General features: G+C 59.3%; 16 protein-coding genes. 3 read left to right on the forward strand and 13 right to left on the reverse strand.

Annotated elements, in window-relative coordinates:
* Positions 1 to 2: 2 nt before the first annotated feature.
* Positions 3 to 782 carry an SDR family oxidoreductase gene (locus Q1A34_RS04340; protein ID WP_300031229.1) on the reverse strand — a complete coding sequence of 260 codons (780 nt, stop codon included), beginning with the start codon at positions 780 to 782 and terminating at the stop codon, positions 3 to 5.
* A gap of 194 nt (positions 783 to 976) precedes the next feature.
* On the opposite strand from Q1A34_RS04340, the gene Q1A34_RS04345 reads away from it, so the two are divergent.
* From Q1A34_RS04345 to Q1A34_RS04355, 3 genes are all read left to right on the forward strand, one after another.
* Positions 977 to 1318, forward strand: a complete 342-nt coding sequence (locus Q1A34_RS04345; protein WP_300031232.1) for a RidA family protein — start codon at positions 977 to 979, stop codon at positions 1316 to 1318.
* A gap of 63 nt (positions 1319 to 1381) precedes the next feature.
* Positions 1382 to 2989 (forward strand): peptide chain release factor 3, encoded by a 1608-nt coding sequence (locus Q1A34_RS04350; protein WP_300031235.1) that lies wholly within the window; start codon positions 1382 to 1384, stop codon positions 2987 to 2989.
* A 444-nt stretch (positions 2990 to 3433) separates the two neighbouring features.
* Positions 3434 to 4960 (forward strand): DEAD/DEAH box helicase, encoded by a 1527-nt coding sequence (locus Q1A34_RS04355; RefSeq protein ID WP_300031238.1) that lies wholly within the window; start codon positions 3434 to 3436, stop codon positions 4958 to 4960.
* 278 nt (positions 4961 to 5238) lie between these two features.
* Here Q1A34_RS04355 and Q1A34_RS04360 read toward each other — a convergent pair whose 3' ends face one another.
* Genes Q1A34_RS04360 through Q1A34_RS04415 form a run of 12 tightly spaced genes read right to left on the reverse strand, consistent with a single transcriptional unit; the run spans position 5239 to position 16347 of the window.
* Entirely contained in the window at positions 5239 to 6906 is a 1668-nt protein-coding gene (locus tag Q1A34_RS04360; protein ID WP_300031241.1) for a ribonuclease J, read from the reverse strand.
* A gap of 4 nt (positions 6907 to 6910) precedes the next feature.
* Complete coding sequence (locus Q1A34_RS04365) at positions 6911 to 7684, reverse strand: type III pantothenate kinase (protein WP_300031244.1); 774 nt, start codon at positions 7682 to 7684, stop codon at positions 6911 to 6913.
* Positions 7685 to 7704: 20 nt separating this feature from the next.
* Entirely contained in the window at positions 7705 to 8454 is a 750-nt protein-coding gene (locus tag Q1A34_RS04370) for a biotin--[acetyl-CoA-carboxylase] ligase (RefSeq protein ID WP_300031247.1), read from the reverse strand.
* A 58-nt stretch (positions 8455 to 8512) separates the two neighbouring features.
* Positions 8513 to 9955, reverse strand: coding sequence for an NADH-quinone oxidoreductase subunit NuoN (nuoN, locus tag Q1A34_RS04375; RefSeq protein ID WP_300031250.1), 1443 nt, complete (start codon positions 9953 to 9955; stop codon positions 8513 to 8515).
* An 11-nt stretch (positions 9956 to 9966) separates the two neighbouring features.
* Entirely contained in the window at positions 9967 to 11508 is a 1542-nt protein-coding gene (locus Q1A34_RS04380; RefSeq protein ID WP_300031253.1) for an NADH-quinone oxidoreductase subunit M, read from the reverse strand.
* Entirely contained in the window at positions 11508 to 13577 is a 2070-nt protein-coding gene (nuoL, locus tag Q1A34_RS04385; protein ID WP_300031256.1) for an NADH-quinone oxidoreductase subunit L, read from the reverse strand. The genes Q1A34_RS04380 and nuoL overlap by 1 nt, the downstream gene beginning before the upstream one ends.
* A gap of 4 nt (positions 13578 to 13581) precedes the next feature.
* Entirely contained in the window at positions 13582 to 13887 is a 306-nt protein-coding gene (gene nuoK, locus Q1A34_RS04390) for an NADH-quinone oxidoreductase subunit NuoK (RefSeq protein WP_039686350.1), read from the reverse strand.
* Positions 13888 to 13897: 10 nt separating this feature from the next.
* Positions 13898 to 14311: a Rap1a/Tai family immunity protein gene (locus tag Q1A34_RS04395; protein WP_300031259.1), complete on the reverse strand. Its 414-nt coding sequence runs from the start codon at positions 14309 to 14311 to the stop codon at positions 13898 to 13900.
* On the reverse strand, positions 14308 to 14910 hold the full coding sequence (locus Q1A34_RS04400; RefSeq protein WP_300031262.1) for an NADH-quinone oxidoreductase subunit J: 603 nt from the start codon (positions 14908 to 14910) through the stop codon (positions 14308 to 14310). The genes Q1A34_RS04395 and Q1A34_RS04400 overlap by 4 nt, the downstream gene beginning before the upstream one ends.
* On the reverse strand, positions 14907 to 15326 hold the full coding sequence (locus tag Q1A34_RS04405) for a carboxymuconolactone decarboxylase family protein (protein ID WP_300031265.1): 420 nt from the start codon (positions 15324 to 15326) through the stop codon (positions 14907 to 14909). Before Q1A34_RS04405 ends, Q1A34_RS04400 begins: the two co-directional genes overlap by 4 nt.
* Positions 15323 to 15817, reverse strand: coding sequence for an NADH-quinone oxidoreductase subunit NuoI (gene nuoI / locus Q1A34_RS04410; protein ID WP_298842096.1), 495 nt, complete (start codon positions 15815 to 15817; stop codon positions 15323 to 15325). The genes Q1A34_RS04405 and nuoI overlap by 4 nt, the downstream gene beginning before the upstream one ends.
* A complete protein-coding gene (locus tag Q1A34_RS04415; RefSeq protein ID WP_300031268.1) occupies positions 15814 to 16347 on the reverse strand; it encodes a hypothetical protein in 534 nt (177 codons plus the stop codon). Before Q1A34_RS04415 ends, nuoI begins: the two co-directional genes overlap by 4 nt.
* Positions 16348 to 16349 lie beyond the last annotated feature (2 nt).

A 16349-nucleotide genomic window follows, 5' to 3' on the forward strand; every position in this document is an offset into this window, starting at 1 on the left:
GGTCAGATCGTGGCGTTTGTCGCGCCACCGTCGAGCAGCAGGTTTTGCCCGACAATGAACCCGGCATGCACAGAGCACAGGAACGCGCAGGTTGCCCCGAATTCCTCGCGTGTCCCATAGCGACCGGCAGGGATGGTGGCTGCGCGGTTTGCGCGGGCTTCCTCAAGGGAGATCCCCTGTGCCTTGACGACACCGCCATCCAGCGCATCGGCCCGGTCCGTCGCGTGGATACCGGGCAACAGGTTGTTGATGGTGACACCTTTGGCCGCGACCTGACGGCTGGTGCCCGCGACATAGCCGGTCAGCCCGGCACGCGCCGAATTGGACAGGCCCAGGACCGGAATGGGCGCTTTTACAGACTGCGAGGTGATGTTCACAACGCGTCCCCAGCCACGATCCATCATCCCCGGCACCAGCGCTTTGATGAGCGCGATCGGGGCGAGCATATTTGCGTCCAGCGCCTTGATAAAATCCTCGCGGTCCCAGTCGTGCCACATGCCCGGCGGCGGGCCACCGGCGTTATTGACCAGAATGTCTGCATCACCAGCCGCTTCCAGAAGCGCCGCGCGCCCTTCTTCGGTCGAGACATCTGCCGCCACTGTGACCACATCGACGCCGTATTCCGACCGGATTTCTGCTGCCGTGGCCTCCAGGGCTTCGGCACCGCGTGCATTCATCACCAGACTGACACCTGCAGCAGCCAGCGCCTCGGCGCAGCCGCGCCCCAGACCCTTTGACGAGGCACAGACAACCGCGCGTTTCCCTTTGATTCCCAAATCCATGACATACTCCCTTTGGTTTCCTGCTCTCAGTAACATCACCAAACAGCGGCTGACCAGAAAAACGCGCAACCGGCGATGTCGCGGCGGCGCGCAGACGGCCGGCATACCCTGGCAGGTTCGCCATCTGCGGTTGCCCTGACGCGCGGAACAGGCGATGCAAGGGAATACGCCACGGACCAAAATCAGGAAAAAACATGATCGAACGCATAGACACGGGCGCACGCTCTTCAAAAATCGTCAAGTACCAGGGTGTTGCGTACATCACCGGCCAGGTCGGTGAGGGCGAGACCATCCAGGATCAGACACGCGAATGTCTGCGGCGCCTCGATGAGCTGCTGATCCGTGCCGGGTCTTCCCGCGAAAGAATGCTGCGTGCGACCATCTGGCTTGCGGATATGAGTGACTTTGCGGGCCTGAACGAGGTCTGGAACGCCTGGGTGCCCGAGGGCCATGCCCCTGCCCGCGCCTGCGGCGAGGCAAAGCTGGCCCGCGCAGAGCTGAAGGTAGAAATCATCGTGGACGCCGCCTGCGACTGAGCAGGCGTCACGGACACCCCGGGGCGCTTGCGGTGCTCCGGGCCATCACCTATACGCTGCCCCATGTTGGACACCGCCCCAAACCGCCCCGCTCTGCCGCCCGAAATTGCGCGGCGACGCACTTTTGCGATCATCAGCCACCCCGATGCGGGCAAGACCACGCTGACGGAGAAGTTTCTGCTGTTCGGCGGTGCGATTCAGATGGCAGGCCAGGTCCGCGCCAAAGGCGAGGCGCGGCGCACGCGCTCTGACTTTATGGCGATGGAAAAAGATCGCGGCATTTCCGTCTCGGCCTCTGCGATGTCTTTTGACTTCAAAGAGTTCCGCTTTAATCTGGTGGACACCCCCGGCCACTCCGACTTTTCCGAGGACACCTATCGCACGCTGACCGCAGTAGATGCGGCCGTCATGGTTATTGACGGGGCCAAAGGTGTGGAAAGCCAGACGCAGAAACTCTTTGAGGTCTGCCGGATGCGCGATCTGCCCATCCTGACGTTCTGTAATAAAATGGACCGCGAGAGCCGCGACGTCTTTGAAATCATTGACGAGATTCAGGAAAACCTTGCCATTGACGTAACGCCCGCCAGCTGGCCCATCGGGGTGGGCCGCGATTTTCTGGGGTGCTATGACATCCTGCGGGACAGGCTGGAGCTGATGGACCGCGCGGACCGGAACCGGGTTGCGGAATCCATTGAGATCAAGGGGCTGGATGATCCTGCCCTTGCAGAACATGTGCCTGCAGAGCTGCTGGAAAAACTGCGCGAGGATCTGGAAATGGCCCGCGAGTTGCTGCCACCCCTGGACATGCAGGCCATGCACGAGGGCTCGCTGACACCCATCTGGTTCGGATCGGCCATCAACTCTTTCGGGGTAAAAGAGCTGATGGACGGGATCGCGACCTATGGCCCGCAGCCGCAGATCCAGTCCGCTCAACCCCGTCAGATCCTGCCCGAGGAGCCGAAAGTCGCCGGGTTTGTTTTCAAAGTGCAGGCGAATATGGACCCCAAACACCGCGACCGTGTGGCGTTCGTGCGGCTGGCGTCGGGCCACTTTCATCGCGGTATGAAGCTGACCCATGTGCGCAGCAAAAAACCCATGGCCATCACCAACCCGGTCATGTTTCTGGCCTCGGACCGTGAACTGGCCGAAGAGGCATGGGCCGGTGACATCATCGGCATTCCAAACCACGGGCAGCTGCGCATCGGCGACACACTGACCGAAGGCGAGGCAATACGTGTGACGGGTATCCCGTCCTTTGCGCCAGAACTCTTGCAGGGGGTGCGCGCCGGCGACCCGATGAAAGCCAAACACCTGGAAAAGGCGCTGATGCAGTTCGCCGAAGAGGGCGCGGCCAAGGTTTTCAAACCCTCTATTGGGTCGGGTTTTGTCGTCGGGGTTGTCGGGCAGCTGCAGTTTGAGGTTCTGGCCAGCCGGATTGAGCTGGAATACGGCCTGCCGGTGCGCTTTGAGGCCTCGCAGTTCACCTCCGCCCGCTGGGTGAACGGTGACAAGCAGGCCGTTGATAAGTTTTCAGAAAGCAACAAACAGCACATCGCCTATGACCATGACGGCGATGTTGTGTATCTGACCCGCCTGCAGTGGGATATTGACCGTGTGGAACGCGACTATCCCGATGTGTCCCTGACGGCGACCAAAGAGATGATGGTCTGAGCGCAGGTGTGAGCAGACGGGGCGTCGTGGCAACCATCCGCACCCCGGAATAACGCATTAGGAATGCGCCGCTCGTCACCTTTAAGCGGGCGTGCAAACCATCTGTGAATACCTCTGCGAGGATTGCGCGGAAAGTGCTGCGCGCAATTCAAAAAAACCCAGGGGACCGGGTTACGTTCTGCGACGCGGATGACTGGCTGACCCAGCATGCACGTCACCTGGTCGGGCATCAGGTCGGCAGATCCGGAACGCCGATCATACCGGCGCGGCAAACCATAAGGCAATTCACGGACGTGGCGTTCTGAAGCCCCTATCCTGTTTGACGCTCAGGCACTTAGTTGCTATGGACGCGCAGCATGTCGCGGCACCGGTCGCACAATTGGCCGTTCGGGCTGGCATCATTGCTGCAGCGGGCCAGAATGTGTCCGCAAACATCGGACATATATGACAAAATTTTCTGACCTGAACCTGAACCCAAAAGTTCTGAAAGCCATCGACGAGGCGGGATACGAAACCCCCACACCTATCCAGGCCGGTGCCATACCGCCGGCTCTGGAAGGCAAGGATGTGCTGGGAATTGCGCAGACCGGCACCGGCAAAACCGCGAGCTTCACGCTGCCCATGATAACCATGCTGGCCCGTGGCCGCGCCCGTGCGCGCATGCCGCGCAGCCTGGTGCTTTGCCCGACGCGCGAGCTCGCAGCCCAGGTGGCCGAGAACTTCGACACCTACACAAAACACCTCAAGCTGACCAAGGCATTGCTGATCGGCGGCGTTTCTTTCAAAGAACAGGACAAGCTGATCGACAAAGGTGTGGACGTGCTGATTGCGACACCCGGCCGTCTGCTGGATCACTTCGAACGCGGAAAACTGCTGCTGACCGGCGTTCAGATCATGGTCGTCGATGAAGCCGACCGGATGCTCGACATGGGCTTTATTCCGGACATCGAACGGATTTTCAGCCTGACGCCCTTTACGCGCCAGACCCTCTTCTTCTCGGCGACAATGGCGCCCGAGATCGAACGGATCACAAACACATTCCTCTCTGCACCCGAACGTGTCGAAGTCGCCCGCCAGGCCACGACCGGCGAAAACATCGAACAGGGCGTTCTGATGTTCAAAGGGTCCCGACGTGACCGTGAGGGCTCGGAAAAACGCAAGGTTTTGCGCGCGCTGATCGACGCCGAAGGCGAGAAATGCACAAACGCCATCATCTTCTGCAACCGCAAGACAGATGTGGATGTGGTCGCCAAGTCATTGAAAAAGTACAAGTATGATGCGGCCCCCATTCACGGTGATCTTGATCAGAGCCAGCGGACCCGCACGCTTGATGGGTTTCGCGAGGGCACACTTCGGTTCCTGGTAGCCTCTGATGTGGCGGCGCGCGGACTTGATGTGCCCTCGGTGAGCCACGTCTTTAATTTCGACGTGCCCAGCCATGCCGAAGACTACGTTCACCGTATCGGACGCACCGGTCGCGCGGGCCGGGACGGCAAAGCGATCATGATCTGCGTACCACGGGACGAGAAAAATCTGGGCGATATCGAACGGCTGGTACAGCGCGAGATCCCGCGTCTCGACAACCCGCTGGGCGGTGGCAAACCACAGGAAGAAAACACAGCAGAAGCACCAGCAGAAACAAAACCTGCAGAGACTACAGAAGAAAAGCCCAAACGCAGCCGGTCGCGCAGCCGCCGCAAAGACGAGGCTGATGCACCACAGGCCGAAGTGGCACCTGCTGAGCCGACAGCATCTGATACCCGGCCCGACAACACACCCGCAGCAGAGACTGCCAGCACACGCGACAGCAAAGACAGCAAAAACGGTGATGACGCACAAAAACGCAGCCGTGGCGGGCGCGGGCGCGGGCGCAAGAACAATGACAACAACGACCGGGGCGGGAACGCCGTTGTGGGTCTGGGCGATCACACGCCCGAGTTCATTGGCCTGAGCTTCAAAGAGCGCCGCTGACAGGCGTTTTCCTTAGCTGACAAAATCAAAACCCGGCCGCAAACGCAGCCGGGTTTTTTTGCATCCGCCACAGTAAGAAGGTCGCAGACAGAAACCGAGAAGACATGACGTGCCATCGCGGGCAGCCCTGGTGACATCACAGTTGCGCGGTCTTCGCTGTTTCAAGCACGCACTGCGGGAAAGAGAATTGCGGGGCCATCCTCAAACCCTATTTCAAAACCGGGGCGGAGCGTGGGCGACCTTTGCACCCAACCACCGCCTCCAGAGCCAGCGGCAGGTCAGCTCAGACGGCTGACCACCACCGTGACTTCCGGTTTTTTACCAACTTCCTGCTGTGCCGAGTTGCGCACCACACGGCGCAGGCCCTCGTTCAGCTTGTCATCGTCGCGCCAGGCTTTTTTGCCTGCCCGTCCGATCCACTGGCTGAGGTCCTCTTCCAGCACGTCCACCAGCGGTGCGCGGCTGCGCCCGGTTTCCGGCAGGCCCATGACCTCGCACCAGGGCTCCCCCAGCGGCTCATCACCATCATCCATGATCAGCGTAACCAGCACATGGCCATTCAGCGCCATGCGGATCCGGTCGCGAACCACACCGTCCAGCGCACCGATCTGTACAGACCCATCCAGATAGGTGCGGCCCGTCTCCACGTATTCCGCCACCGTGGGCTGGTTTCCCGACAGGTCGATCATCATGCCATTAACGGCCAGAACCCCGGTCATGCCCTTGCTGTTGGCAATTTTCACATGCTCGCGCAGGTGACGATGTTCGCCGTGCATGGGGATCAGCACCTGCGGCTTGACGATCGAGGAGAGCTTTTCCAGATCAGGCCGGTTTGCGTGACCGGACACGTGATAAAGGCCCGTGCTGTCATCCACAACATCCACGCCCAGTTCGGAAAACTGGTTGATGATGCGGATCACGCCCTTTTCGTTGCCGGGAATAGTTTTGGAGGAAAAGAGGAACAGATCCCCCTCCTGCATGGTCATGCCCTGATATTTGCCCCGCGCCAGCTGCGCGGAGGCCGCACGGCGTTCGCCCTGGCTGCCGGTAACCAGCAGCATCAGGTTTTCGCGCGGAATGCTCTGGGCATCTTCCGGGCTCACCACTTTGGGGAAATCGTGCAGCACACCTGTCTCGATGGCCGCTTCGATCATCCGGCGCATGGCGCGCCCCATCAGAACAATAGACCGCCCTGCCCGGTCGCCCGCATCTGCCAGGGTCTTCACCCGCGCAACGTTCGAAGCAAAAGTCGTGGCAACCACCATCCCTTTGGCGGATTGCACCAGTTTGGTGATCTCCGGCCCCACCGATGCCTCCGACCGGCCCGGGTGCGGCGAAAACACATTGGTGCTGTCCACGATCAGCGCTTTGACACCATCCTTGCTGACCTCTGCCCAGAGGTCGGGATCAAAAGGCTCCCCCACCAGCGGGGTCTCGTCCAGTTTGAAATCGCCCGAATGGATCACCCGGCCTTCGGGTGTGTCGATCACCATCGAAGAGCTTTCCGGGATGGAATGCGAGATCGGCAGGAAGCTGACGTTGAAAGGCCCCGCAGTGATCACCTCGGGCCAGGGCGACACGGTGCGCACGCTGTCCTCGGGATGCCCGTGTTCGCTCATCTTGCGACGGGCAATGTTTGCGGTAAAGGCGCGCGCATAGACCGGCGCCAGCAACTGTGTCCAGGTATGCGCCACGGCACCGACGTGGTCCTCATGCGCATGGGTGATGAAAACCGCCTCGATCTGGTGGCGGCGCTCGGCCAGCCAAGAGATGTCCGGCAGGATCAGATCCACGCCCGGGCTGCTGTCCATATCCGGAAAGGCTACCCCGAGGTCCACCACGATCAGCCGCTCTTTGCCCGGCGCGCCATAGCCGTAGACATAGGCATTCATGCCGATCTCGCCCGCGCCGCCAAGGGGCAGGTAAATAAGTCTCTCTTTGCTCATAAAATTAAGCGTTATCCTTGTTGAATTGATGTATCACGGTCAGTCCGTGAATGGTCAGATCGTCCTCAAAAGCGTCGAAAAGCGCTTCGGACTGCTGGAAAAGGGGTGCCAGCCCACCCGTTGATATCACGCGCATGTCACGGGCGCGTTCCGCCTTGATCCGGGCACATATCTCACGCACCAGACCGATGTAACCCCAGAAAACACCGGACTGCATACAGGCCACTGTATTCGTGCCGATCACCGCCTGCGGCTTTGATATATCCACATGCGGCAGGGCCGCCGCCGCCTGGTGCAGGGCCTCAAGGCTCAGGTTCACGCCCGGAGAGATCACCCCGCCGATATAGGCACCATCGGTGTCGACCACGTCAAAGGTCGTGGCGGTGCCAAAATCCACCATGATCAGATCACCGCCATAAAGGTCGTGCCCGGCCACCGTATTCACCAGCCGGTCAGGGCCTACGGCGGTGCCTTCGTCTACGCGCACATCCACCGGCAGCAGGCAATCCGGTTTGCCCACCACCAGCGGCCGGGTATTGAAATACCGGTCCGCCAGCACCCGCAGGTTAAAGACCACCCGCGGCACAGTGGAAGAAACGATCATATCGGTGATCTGCACTTCCAGGTTCTGCAGCCGCATCAACGTGCTCAGCCAGACGTAATACTGATCCGCCGTGCGCTGCCATTCAGTCGACGTGCGCCAGGAGGCCAGAAACCGCTCCCCGTCCCATATCGCAAAGACCGTATTGGTATTCCCACAATCAACCGCCAGAAGCATAGTGCGGCCCCCCGTCCGTTTCAGAAAAACACATCCGCCGCTGCAATCCGGCGCAGCCCTGTGTGCGTGCGTAGCATCAGGTTGCCATCCGCGTCCACATCCTCAAATGTCCCGGTCAGGCTCTCACGCCCGGTGCGCGCCGTGATCACCTCTCCAAGACGCGCGGCATGCGCCAACCAGGCAACACGGACCGGCGCAAACCCATGTGTCCGGAACTGCTCTTCGAGCGGTGCGTATTCCCGGGCCAGCACATCCAGAAAAATCTCTGCAGAAACATCTTTGCCCAGGGCGGCCTTCACAGAAACTGGCGTTACAGCACCGGTCTCAACACTCTCAGGCACCGGTGCCGCCGCAAGGTTGACCCCGATGCCAATGGCCAGATGGTCAATCTGCGCACCTTTTCCGGTACTCTCAAGCAGAATACCGGCCACTTTGCCTCCCCGCAAAAGAACATCATTGGGCCATTTCAGCGCAAAAGCCGTGGTCTCCCCGGTGAGTGCGACAAGGGCACGCCAGAGCGCCAGAGACATAACAAAAGAGCGCAGTGCCGCCGTGCCGGTCGCTTCCTCCGGTCTGAGAAGAAGCGTTGCCGCAAAATTACCCGCGGGCATCGCCCAGGCCCGCCCGCGCCTGCCCCGGGCCTTCGTCTGGTGCCGCGCCAGCAGCCAGAACGGGCCCGCCATATCCGGCGCTCGCCGCACGGCTTCATCAAGAGTGGATCCGACTTCATCCAGGATCACCCGACCGTATCCGCCGGGCCATCCGGTCATTGCTTCTTCTGGCAAAAAATATCCCCCCCGGAGGGTCGGGCCGCCAAAATCACACCGGTCAGTTGACCAGCACAGCAGCTGCTGCCGCCGCTGCAGTCTCAACGCCGAACATATTGACAATGCCAAGGATCATGATCGCTGCCGAGGCAAGCAATAAACCAGACAGGATCGGTGCGCCGCCCTTGTCCAGCCCGTCCTCGCTGTCGTCCCCGAAATACATAAAGAAGACGATCCGCAGGTAATAATAGGCACCGATGACCGACGCAATCACACCGGCGATGGCCAGCCAGGCCAGACCGGCTTCATAGGCGGCGCGCAACACGTAAAACTTGCCAAAGAAACCCAGCATCGGCGGCACGCCCGCCAGACTGAAAAGCAGAACCAGCATCGCCAGCGCTTTGCCCGGTTCACGTTTCGCATACATGTTCAGCGACGATATCTCCGTCACAGGCTGCCCGTCTTTCTGCATCAGCAGGATAAAGGCAAAGGTGCCGATGTTCATGGTCACATAGATCGCCATATAGATCAGCATCGCCTGAACACCCAGCACCGTCCCGGCTGCGAGCCCCATCAGCGCATATCCCATATGGGCAATAGACGAGAAGGCCATCAGCCGTTTGATGTTGGTCTGGCCAATGGCAGCAACGGCCCCGAGGAACATGGACAGTACCGACAGCAGCGCTACGATCTGGCTCCAGTCGCTGACCGCATTGCCGAACGCATCGTGCAGAACGCGCGCAAAGAGCGCCATTGCTGCAACTTTGGGTGCGGTGGCAAAAAAGGCCGTCACAGGTGTGGGCGAGCCTTCATATACGTCCGGCGTCCACATATGGAAAGGCACTGCCGAAACCTTAAAGGCCATACCCGCCATCAGGAAGACCAGACCAAAGAGCAGACCAAGGGACACTTCGCCTGCCTGCGCGGTCTGGATAATGCCGGAAAAGAGCGTCGTGCCTGCATAGCCGTAAACCAGCGATGCACCATAAAGCAGCAGACCAGAGCTGAGCGCACCCAGCACAAAATACTTCAGACCTGCTTCGGTAGATTTCGCACTCTCGCGCCGCAGCGACGCTACCACATAAAGCGCCAGCGACTGCAGCTCCAGGCCCATATAAAGTGCCATCAGATCCGCAGCCGAGACCATCACCATCATGCCAACCGCGCTCAGCGCCACCAGCAGCGGGTATTCAAACCGCAGCAGATCCCGCGCTTTCATATAGCCTTCGGACATGATCAGCACGACCGCCGCAGACAGCAGGATCGTCACCTTGGCAAAACGGGCAAAGCCGTCGATCATCAGCATCCCGTTAAAGGCGGGTTTTGCGCCCTCGCCGTTGATCCCGATATATGCCGCCAGCGCGATCATCACACCTGCCGTCATCCAGACCAGGGTAGATGCCAGCCCGTCTTTGGAGGTGTAGACCGCCACCAGCAGCATCACCATCGCGTAGACAGAGAGCAGTATCTCGGGCAGGACCAGTGTCAGATCAGCAGAAGTCATTGCGTCACCCTTCAGTTCGATGCGAGCTGCGAGGCGGCCTCAGCCGCGGCCAGCGCCGTATCATAATTTGAGACCAGGTTGGCGACCGCCGGCCCGGTAATATCCAGCACCAGCCCGGGATAAACCCCCAGCAGCAGCGTCATCACCACCAGCGGGGCAAAGATCCAGCGCTCACGCGGGGTCATATCTGTGATCGAACGCAGGCTTTCCTTGATCAGATCGCCCATAACGACCCGGCGATAAAGCCACAGCGCATAGGCCGCCGAGAAGATCACACCGGTTGTTGCCACCGCCGCCACCCAGGTATTGACCTGAAAGACCGCCATCAGCGTCAGGAATTCACCCACGAAACCAGAAGTGCCCGGCAGCCCCACATTGGCCATGGTGAACAGCATAAAGATCAGCGCATAGGCCGGCATACGGGTTACCAGACCGCCATAGGCGTCGATATCGCGCGTGTGCATCCGGTCATAGATCACGCCGACACAGAGAAAGAGCGCGCCGGAGATAAAGCCGTGGCTGATCATCTGGAAAATCGCGCCATCCACGCCCTGCTGGTTGGCGGCGAAAATCCCCATGGTCACAAAGCCCATGTGCGCCACCGATGAATAGGCGATGAGCTTTTTCATATCTTCCTGCACCAGGGCGACCAGCGAGGTGTAGACAATCGCAATGGCACTCATCCACAGCACCAGCGGCGTCATCACCTCGGACCCCACAGGGAACATGGGCAGGCAAAAGCGGATAAAACCGTAGCCCCCCAGCTTCAGCAGGATGGCCGCCAGCACGACAGAACCGGCTGTCGGCGCCTGCACGTGCGCATCGGGCAGCCAGGTGTGCACCGGCCACATGGGCATCTTGACCGCAAAGCTGGCGAAGAACGCAAGAAAGAGCAGCGTCTGCATGCCGCCCACAATCTGTATGCCCAGCACCGGGAAAGTCTCAAAGGCGAATTCGTGGTTCATCAGAACTTCGATGTCAGTGGTGCCCGCATCCGCAAACATGCCCACCATCGCCACCAGCATCAGCACAGAGCCGAGGAAAGTGTAGAGGAAGAACTTGAAGCTCGCATAGATCCGGTTCGCCCCGCCCCAGATACCAATGATCAGGAACATCGGAATAAGGCCCGCTTCAAAGAACAGATAGAACAGCACCAGATCCAGCGCCATGAAGACGCCCAGCATGAGCGTTTCCAGCAGCAGAAAGGCGATCATGTATTCCTTGACGCGGGTGGTCACGTTCCAGGACGCCGCAATCACCAGTGGCATCATAAAGGTCGTCAGCATCACAAAGAGGACAGAGATCCCGTCGACGCCCATCTTGTACTGCAGCCCCAGCAGCCATTCGCGTTCCTCGACAAACTGAAAGCCGGTGTCGTTCGGATCGAACTGCGCCAGAATGAACAGCGACACAAGGAAGGTCGCCGTGGTCGCACCCATTGCCAGCCAGCGCGCATTGCGGTTGGCAAATTCGTCATCCCCCCGCAGCCAGACCGCCATGATCAGCGCGGCAAGTGCGGGCAGGAATGTGACCATAGACAGAAGGTTATCCATCACTCAACTCCTCCGCCGAGCGTCATCCAGGTGACCAGCACCGCGATGCCGATGACCATGGCAAATGCATAGGTAAAGATGTAGCCGGACTGCGCACGGCCTGCGAGGCGGGTAAAGAACGGAATGATCCCCATAGCCACGCCATTCAGGCCGCCATCGATCACACTGCCGTCTCCGCGCTTCCACAGAAAACTGCCGATCCATTTTGCCGGACCCACAAAGATCACGTCGTAAAGCTCGTCAAAGTACCATTTGTTCTTGAGGAACAGATACAGCGGACGCTGGTTTTGCGCCAGGCGACCGGGCAGGCTCGGATTGGCGATGTAGAACCAGTAAGCCACCACAAATCCCAGCACCATCGAGATGAACGGCGACAGCTTCACCCATGTGGGCACGTAATGCGCCTCATGCAGCACGGTGTTTTCGGGCGCAATGTAGATGCCCGCTTCGCCCGGCGCATCTGCCATCACGTATTTGAGCTCGGACGCCTTTGGGCTCCGCTCTGCCACGGCCTTTTTAAGCTCTTCGGCCGGGGCCTCATAGTGACCGCCAAAGAACCTGATGATCTCGTTCTGCTTTCCGAAAAAGCTCGAATACCAGATCGCACCGGCAAAGACAGACCCCAGCGCCAGAACACCGAGCGGGATCAGCATGACCATCGGGCTTTCATGCGCGTGTTCATGCGTATGTTTGTCGCCCCGCGGGGTGCCCCAGAAGGTCAGGAACATCAGCCGCCAGGAATAGAAGCTGGTGAAAAGAGCCGCAATCACCAGCGCCCAGAAGGCGAACCCGTTGCCAGCCGCAAAGGCGCTTTCGATCACCGCATCTTTCGATGCAAAACCGGCAAAGCCGATCCAGCCCGTGAGCGGGATACCGACACCGGTAATGGCCAGCGTGCCGGTCAGCATCGCCCAGAAGGTGTAGGGGATCTTTTTGCGCAGCCCGCCATAGTTCATCATGTCCTGCTCGTGGTGCATTGCATGGATGACCGAGCCCGCGCCCAGAAACAGCATCGCCTTGAAGAAAGCATGGGTGAAGAGGTGGAACATCGCCACAGGATAGGCACCGACGCCTGCGGCGACGAACATATAACCCAGCTGCGAGCAGGTCGAATAGGCGATCACCCGTTTGATATCCGTCTGCACCAGGCCCACGGTTGCCGCAAAGAACGCCGTTGTGGCCCCCAGTACGGTGATAAAGGCCGTGGCCTCGGGTGCAAACTCCATGATGGGCGACATGCGGCAGACAAGAAAGACGCCAGCCGTCACCATGGTCGCCGCGTGGATCAGCGCGGACACAGGGGTCGGGCCTTCCATCGCGTCGGGCAGCCAGGTGTGCAGCAGCAGCTGCGCCGATTTTCCCATCGCGCCGATAAAGAGCAGCATGGCCACAAGATTGGCCGCGTTCCATTCAGCCCACAGGAATGTCAGCTGGGTTTCGGCCAGATCCGGTGCCGCCGCAAACACATCGGAAAAGTTGATGCTGTCCGTCAGAAAGAACAGCGCGAAAATTCCCAGCGCAAAGCCGAAATCACCCACGCGGTTGACCACAAAAGCCTTGATCGCTGCTGCATTGGCAGAGGGCTTGCGATAGTAGAACCCGATCAGCAGGTACGAGGCGACGCCTACACCTTCCCAGCCAAAGAACATCTGCACCAGGTTATCCGCCGTCACCAGCATCAGCATCGCGAAAGTGAAGAACGACAGGTAGGCAAAGAAGCGCGGCTTGTATGTCTCGCCCTCTTTCCACTGCGGGTCCTTGTCCATGTAACCAAAGGAATAAAGGTGCACGAGGCTGGAGACCGTGGTGATCACGACCAGCATAATCGCGGTCAAACGGTCCAGGCGGATCGCCCAGTCGGTGCTGAGCGTGCCGCTTTCAATGAACCGCAGGATCTGGATCTGTTCGGTGGTGCCGTCAAAGGTCACAAAGACCAGCCAGCTCAGCAGCGCTGACAGAAAGAGCAGCGACGTGGCCGTCCACATGGCCGCTGTCTCGCCAATGACTTTCCAGCCGAAACCGCACAGGATCGCACCCACCAGCGGGGCAAAGAGGATGATGGTTTCCATGGTCTCAGCCCTTCATCACGTTAACGTCTTCCACGGCGATGGTGCCGCGGTTGCGGAAGAAACAGACCAGAATGGCCAGACCGATCGCCGCCTCTGCGGCCGCCACCGTCAGCACAAAGAGCGTAAAGACCTGACCCACCAGGTCGTCCAGAAAGCTGGAAAAGGCCACAAGGTTGATATTCACCGCCAGCAGCATCAGTTCGATGCTCATCAGCAGGATGATCACATTCTTGCGGTTCAGAAAGAGCCCGAAGATGCCAATGACAAAAAGCGTCGCCGCGACAGTGAGGTAGTGTTCAAGTCCGATCATCTATTCTTCCTTACTGGCCTTTGCAGGGGAATTCTGCAGACAGCGCCGAAACCACGCCAACCAACGCTGGTCGTTCCCATTGTTCAGGATTCGCGACTGTCCAACTCAAAAATGACAACCTTGCAGCTTCGATGTTTGGAAAGGAGCCAATTGCGAGTTGTGGGCTCGGAGCGAAGTCAAATGCATATGATGCACAATTCTGCGCCATAACTGCAACCGCTCCCGAAATGTAACCCAAGCACATGTAAGCCAACGTTTGCTGATCATGTCCAAGACTGTTTTGCGACACGGAGTACTCGCAAGACGACTTCAGGTTTTCAACAGAATGCCAACCGTCGGCTTGGGCGACGCTAATACTTGTGATGGAGTAGCAAGTTGCTACCAAGACAAAGCCTTTGACGGAGTTTTGTGCTGCGCGTTTCACAGACCCTGCCCCGGTTTGACGTCTTTCAGCTCCATCGCCATAGCCGGATCGCGCATCATCTGAGCGACAACATCCTGGCGTTTGACGTCCGAGCGGTGGCGCAGCGTCAGCACAATCGCACCGATCATCGCCACCAGCAGGATCAGGCCGGAAAGCTGGAAGAGCAGGAAATACTGGTCGTAAAGGATCAGCCCAAGGGCCTCGGTATTGTGCCGGTCTACCGGTGCCACCTGCGCGCGCAGACCTTCGGCGGCGGCGTTGCTTTCCCAGGCCCCGAAGGCCATCACGAACTGCATCAGAATAACCAGCGCAATCAGCAGCGCCAGCGGCATGTACCGCGCCATCTCCGCCTTGAGCTCGGCGAAATCCACGTCGAGCATCATCACCACGAAAAGGAACAGCACCGCGACCGCGCCCACATAGACGATCACCAGCAGCATCGCCACGAACTCTGCGCCCAGCAGCACAAAGAGCCCGGCCGAGGACAAAAACGCGAGGATCAGCCAGAGCACCGAATGCACCGGATTGCGGCTGATCACAGTGAAAAGCCCGCCCGCGATCACGCTGATGGCAAAGAGATAAAAGGCAAATACGATCATTCCGCGTCCTTTTCTTCGTCCAGTACCTGCTGCGCCAGCTCCAGCGCGCGGGTCATCGCAGGCAGACCTGCAAACATCGACATCTGTCCGATGGTCTCGACAATGTGCTGCTGGGTGGCGCCGGCCTCCAGCGCATGGCGCACGGCCTGGCGAAACGCCACATCGTTCTGCGCGCCTTGCATGGTCAGCCCGGCAAGCGTCAGCAGCATCCGGGTGCGCGCATCCAGCCCGCCCTCGTTCAGCGTGTTGCCGAACATCATTTCCATCATGTCTTTGGGCATTGTGCCCATCATTTTCTCGAACCCTTTGGGGCTGAACGCCTCCATCGCCGGAAAAGACTTCGCCATTTCCTGCGCCTGCTCCATCATGGCAGCAAAGGGGTTCGCCCCCTCAAAAGGGTTCTTCGGGTCGCTCATCTGTAGGGTGCGTCCATTTCGAGGTTGCGGGCGATCTCGGCTTCCCAGCGCTCACCGTTATCGAGCAGTTTCTGCTTGTCGTAGTAGAGTTCTTCGCGGGTCTCGGTGGAGAACTCGAAATTCGGCCCCTCGACAATCGCATCCACCGGGCAGGCTTCCTGACAGAAACCGCAATAGATGCATTTGGTCATGTCGATGTCATAACGCGTGGTCCGGCGGCTGCCATCCTCGCGCGGTTCGGCATCAATGGTGATCGCCTGCGCCGGGCAGATCGCCTCGCAGAGCTTGCAGGCAATGCAGCGTTCCTCGCCATTGGGATACCGGCGCAGCGCGTGCTCGCCCCGGAAACGCGGGGACAAGGGCCCCTTTTCATGCGGGTAGTTCAGCGTGGCCTTCGGCGCGAAGAAGTACTTCAGCCCCAGCTTCATGCCGACCCAGAAGTCCTGCAGCAGGAAGTATTTCGCGGCGCGGGTGTAGTCGATCTGTGTCACTGAGCCTTAACCTCTTCCAGATTGAGTTCAATTCCGAAATTCGCACGAAAACCTTCACGGATTGTCGAGTTGTATTCGTTGTGCCTTATCAATAGTTCCGGCGCACCCAAATCCGCCAACGCAAGACCGAGGCAGTTTGTCCATTCAACGGCGCGGCGCGGATAGTCAAAATCCGTTTCTTCCAGATAGGCCAGGGCGTCCTGTGGAAAACCAGTATCATTTTGCGACCAGGCAAAAAGGAAAAACTGGCTTAGCATCAGAGAAGCGGAAACGGTGCCACAAAACGGAACAGAGGCGGGCGCAACTCCTTCCGCTTCGCAAGGGGAAAGTGCCGGCAACTGCTCTACGAAATGTTGCGCAGAAGCGGACAGGAACCCGGCATCACGGACAGGGTACCTTGTTTCGCCTTTAACCGTCGCGTTGAAAGACAGCTCGGCGACATGAAATGCCTTTGCCTCAGTCTCACAAACGATCGCTGCTGTCGCAGGTGCGGAAAGAAGAGCCGTCAGTATAAGAGCATGAACGCCCATCT

Source organism: uncultured Roseobacter sp., assembly GCF_947491795.1.
Lineage (GTDB): Bacteria > Pseudomonadota > Alphaproteobacteria > Rhodobacterales > Rhodobacteraceae > Roseobacter.

Coding starts and splice junctions, on each gene's coding strand:
- Q1A34_RS04340 (WP_300031229.1), bottom strand. CDS start 782: ATGGATTTGGGAATCAAAGGGAAACGCGCGGTTGTCTGTGCCTCGTCA.
- Q1A34_RS04345 (WP_300031232.1), top strand. CDS start 977: ATGATCGAACGCATAGACACGGGCGCACGCTCTTCAAAAATCGTCAAG.
- Q1A34_RS04350 (WP_300031235.1), top strand. CDS start 1,382: ATGTTGGACACCGCCCCAAACCGCCCCGCTCTGCCGCCCGAAATTGCG.
- Q1A34_RS04355 (WP_300031238.1), top strand. CDS start 3,434: ATGACAAAATTTTCTGACCTGAACCTGAACCCAAAAGTTCTGAAAGCC.
- Q1A34_RS04360 (WP_300031241.1), bottom strand. CDS start 6,906: ATGAGCAAAGAGAGACTTATTTACCTGCCCCTTGGCGGCGCGGGCGAG.
- Q1A34_RS04365 (WP_300031244.1), bottom strand. CDS start 7,684: ATGCTTCTGGCGGTTGATTGTGGGAATACCAATACGGTCTTTGCGATA.
- Q1A34_RS04370 (WP_300031247.1), bottom strand. CDS start 8,454: ATGACCGGATGGCCCGGCGGATACGGTCGGGTGATCCTGGATGAAGTC.
- nuoN (WP_300031250.1), bottom strand. CDS start 9,955: ATGACTTCTGCTGATCTGACACTGGTCCTGCCCGAGATACTGCTCTCT.
- Q1A34_RS04380 (WP_300031253.1), bottom strand. CDS start 11,508: ATGGATAACCTTCTGTCTATGGTCACATTCCTGCCCGCACTTGCCGCG.
- nuoL (WP_300031256.1), bottom strand. CDS start 13,577: ATGGAAACCATCATCCTCTTTGCCCCGCTGGTGGGTGCGATCCTGTGC.
- nuoK (WP_039686350.1), bottom strand. CDS start 13,887: ATGATCGGACTTGAACACTACCTCACTGTCGCGGCGACGCTTTTTGTC.
- Q1A34_RS04400 (WP_300031262.1), bottom strand. CDS start 14,910: ATGATCGTATTTGCCTTTTATCTCTTTGCCATCAGCGTGATCGCGGGC.
- Q1A34_RS04405 (WP_300031265.1), bottom strand. CDS start 15,326: ATGAGCGACCCGAAGAACCCTTTTGAGGGGGCGAACCCCTTTGCTGCC.
- Q1A34_RS04415 (WP_300031268.1), bottom strand. CDS start 16,347: ATGGGCGTTCATGCTCTTATACTGACGGCTCTTCTTTCCGCACCTGCG.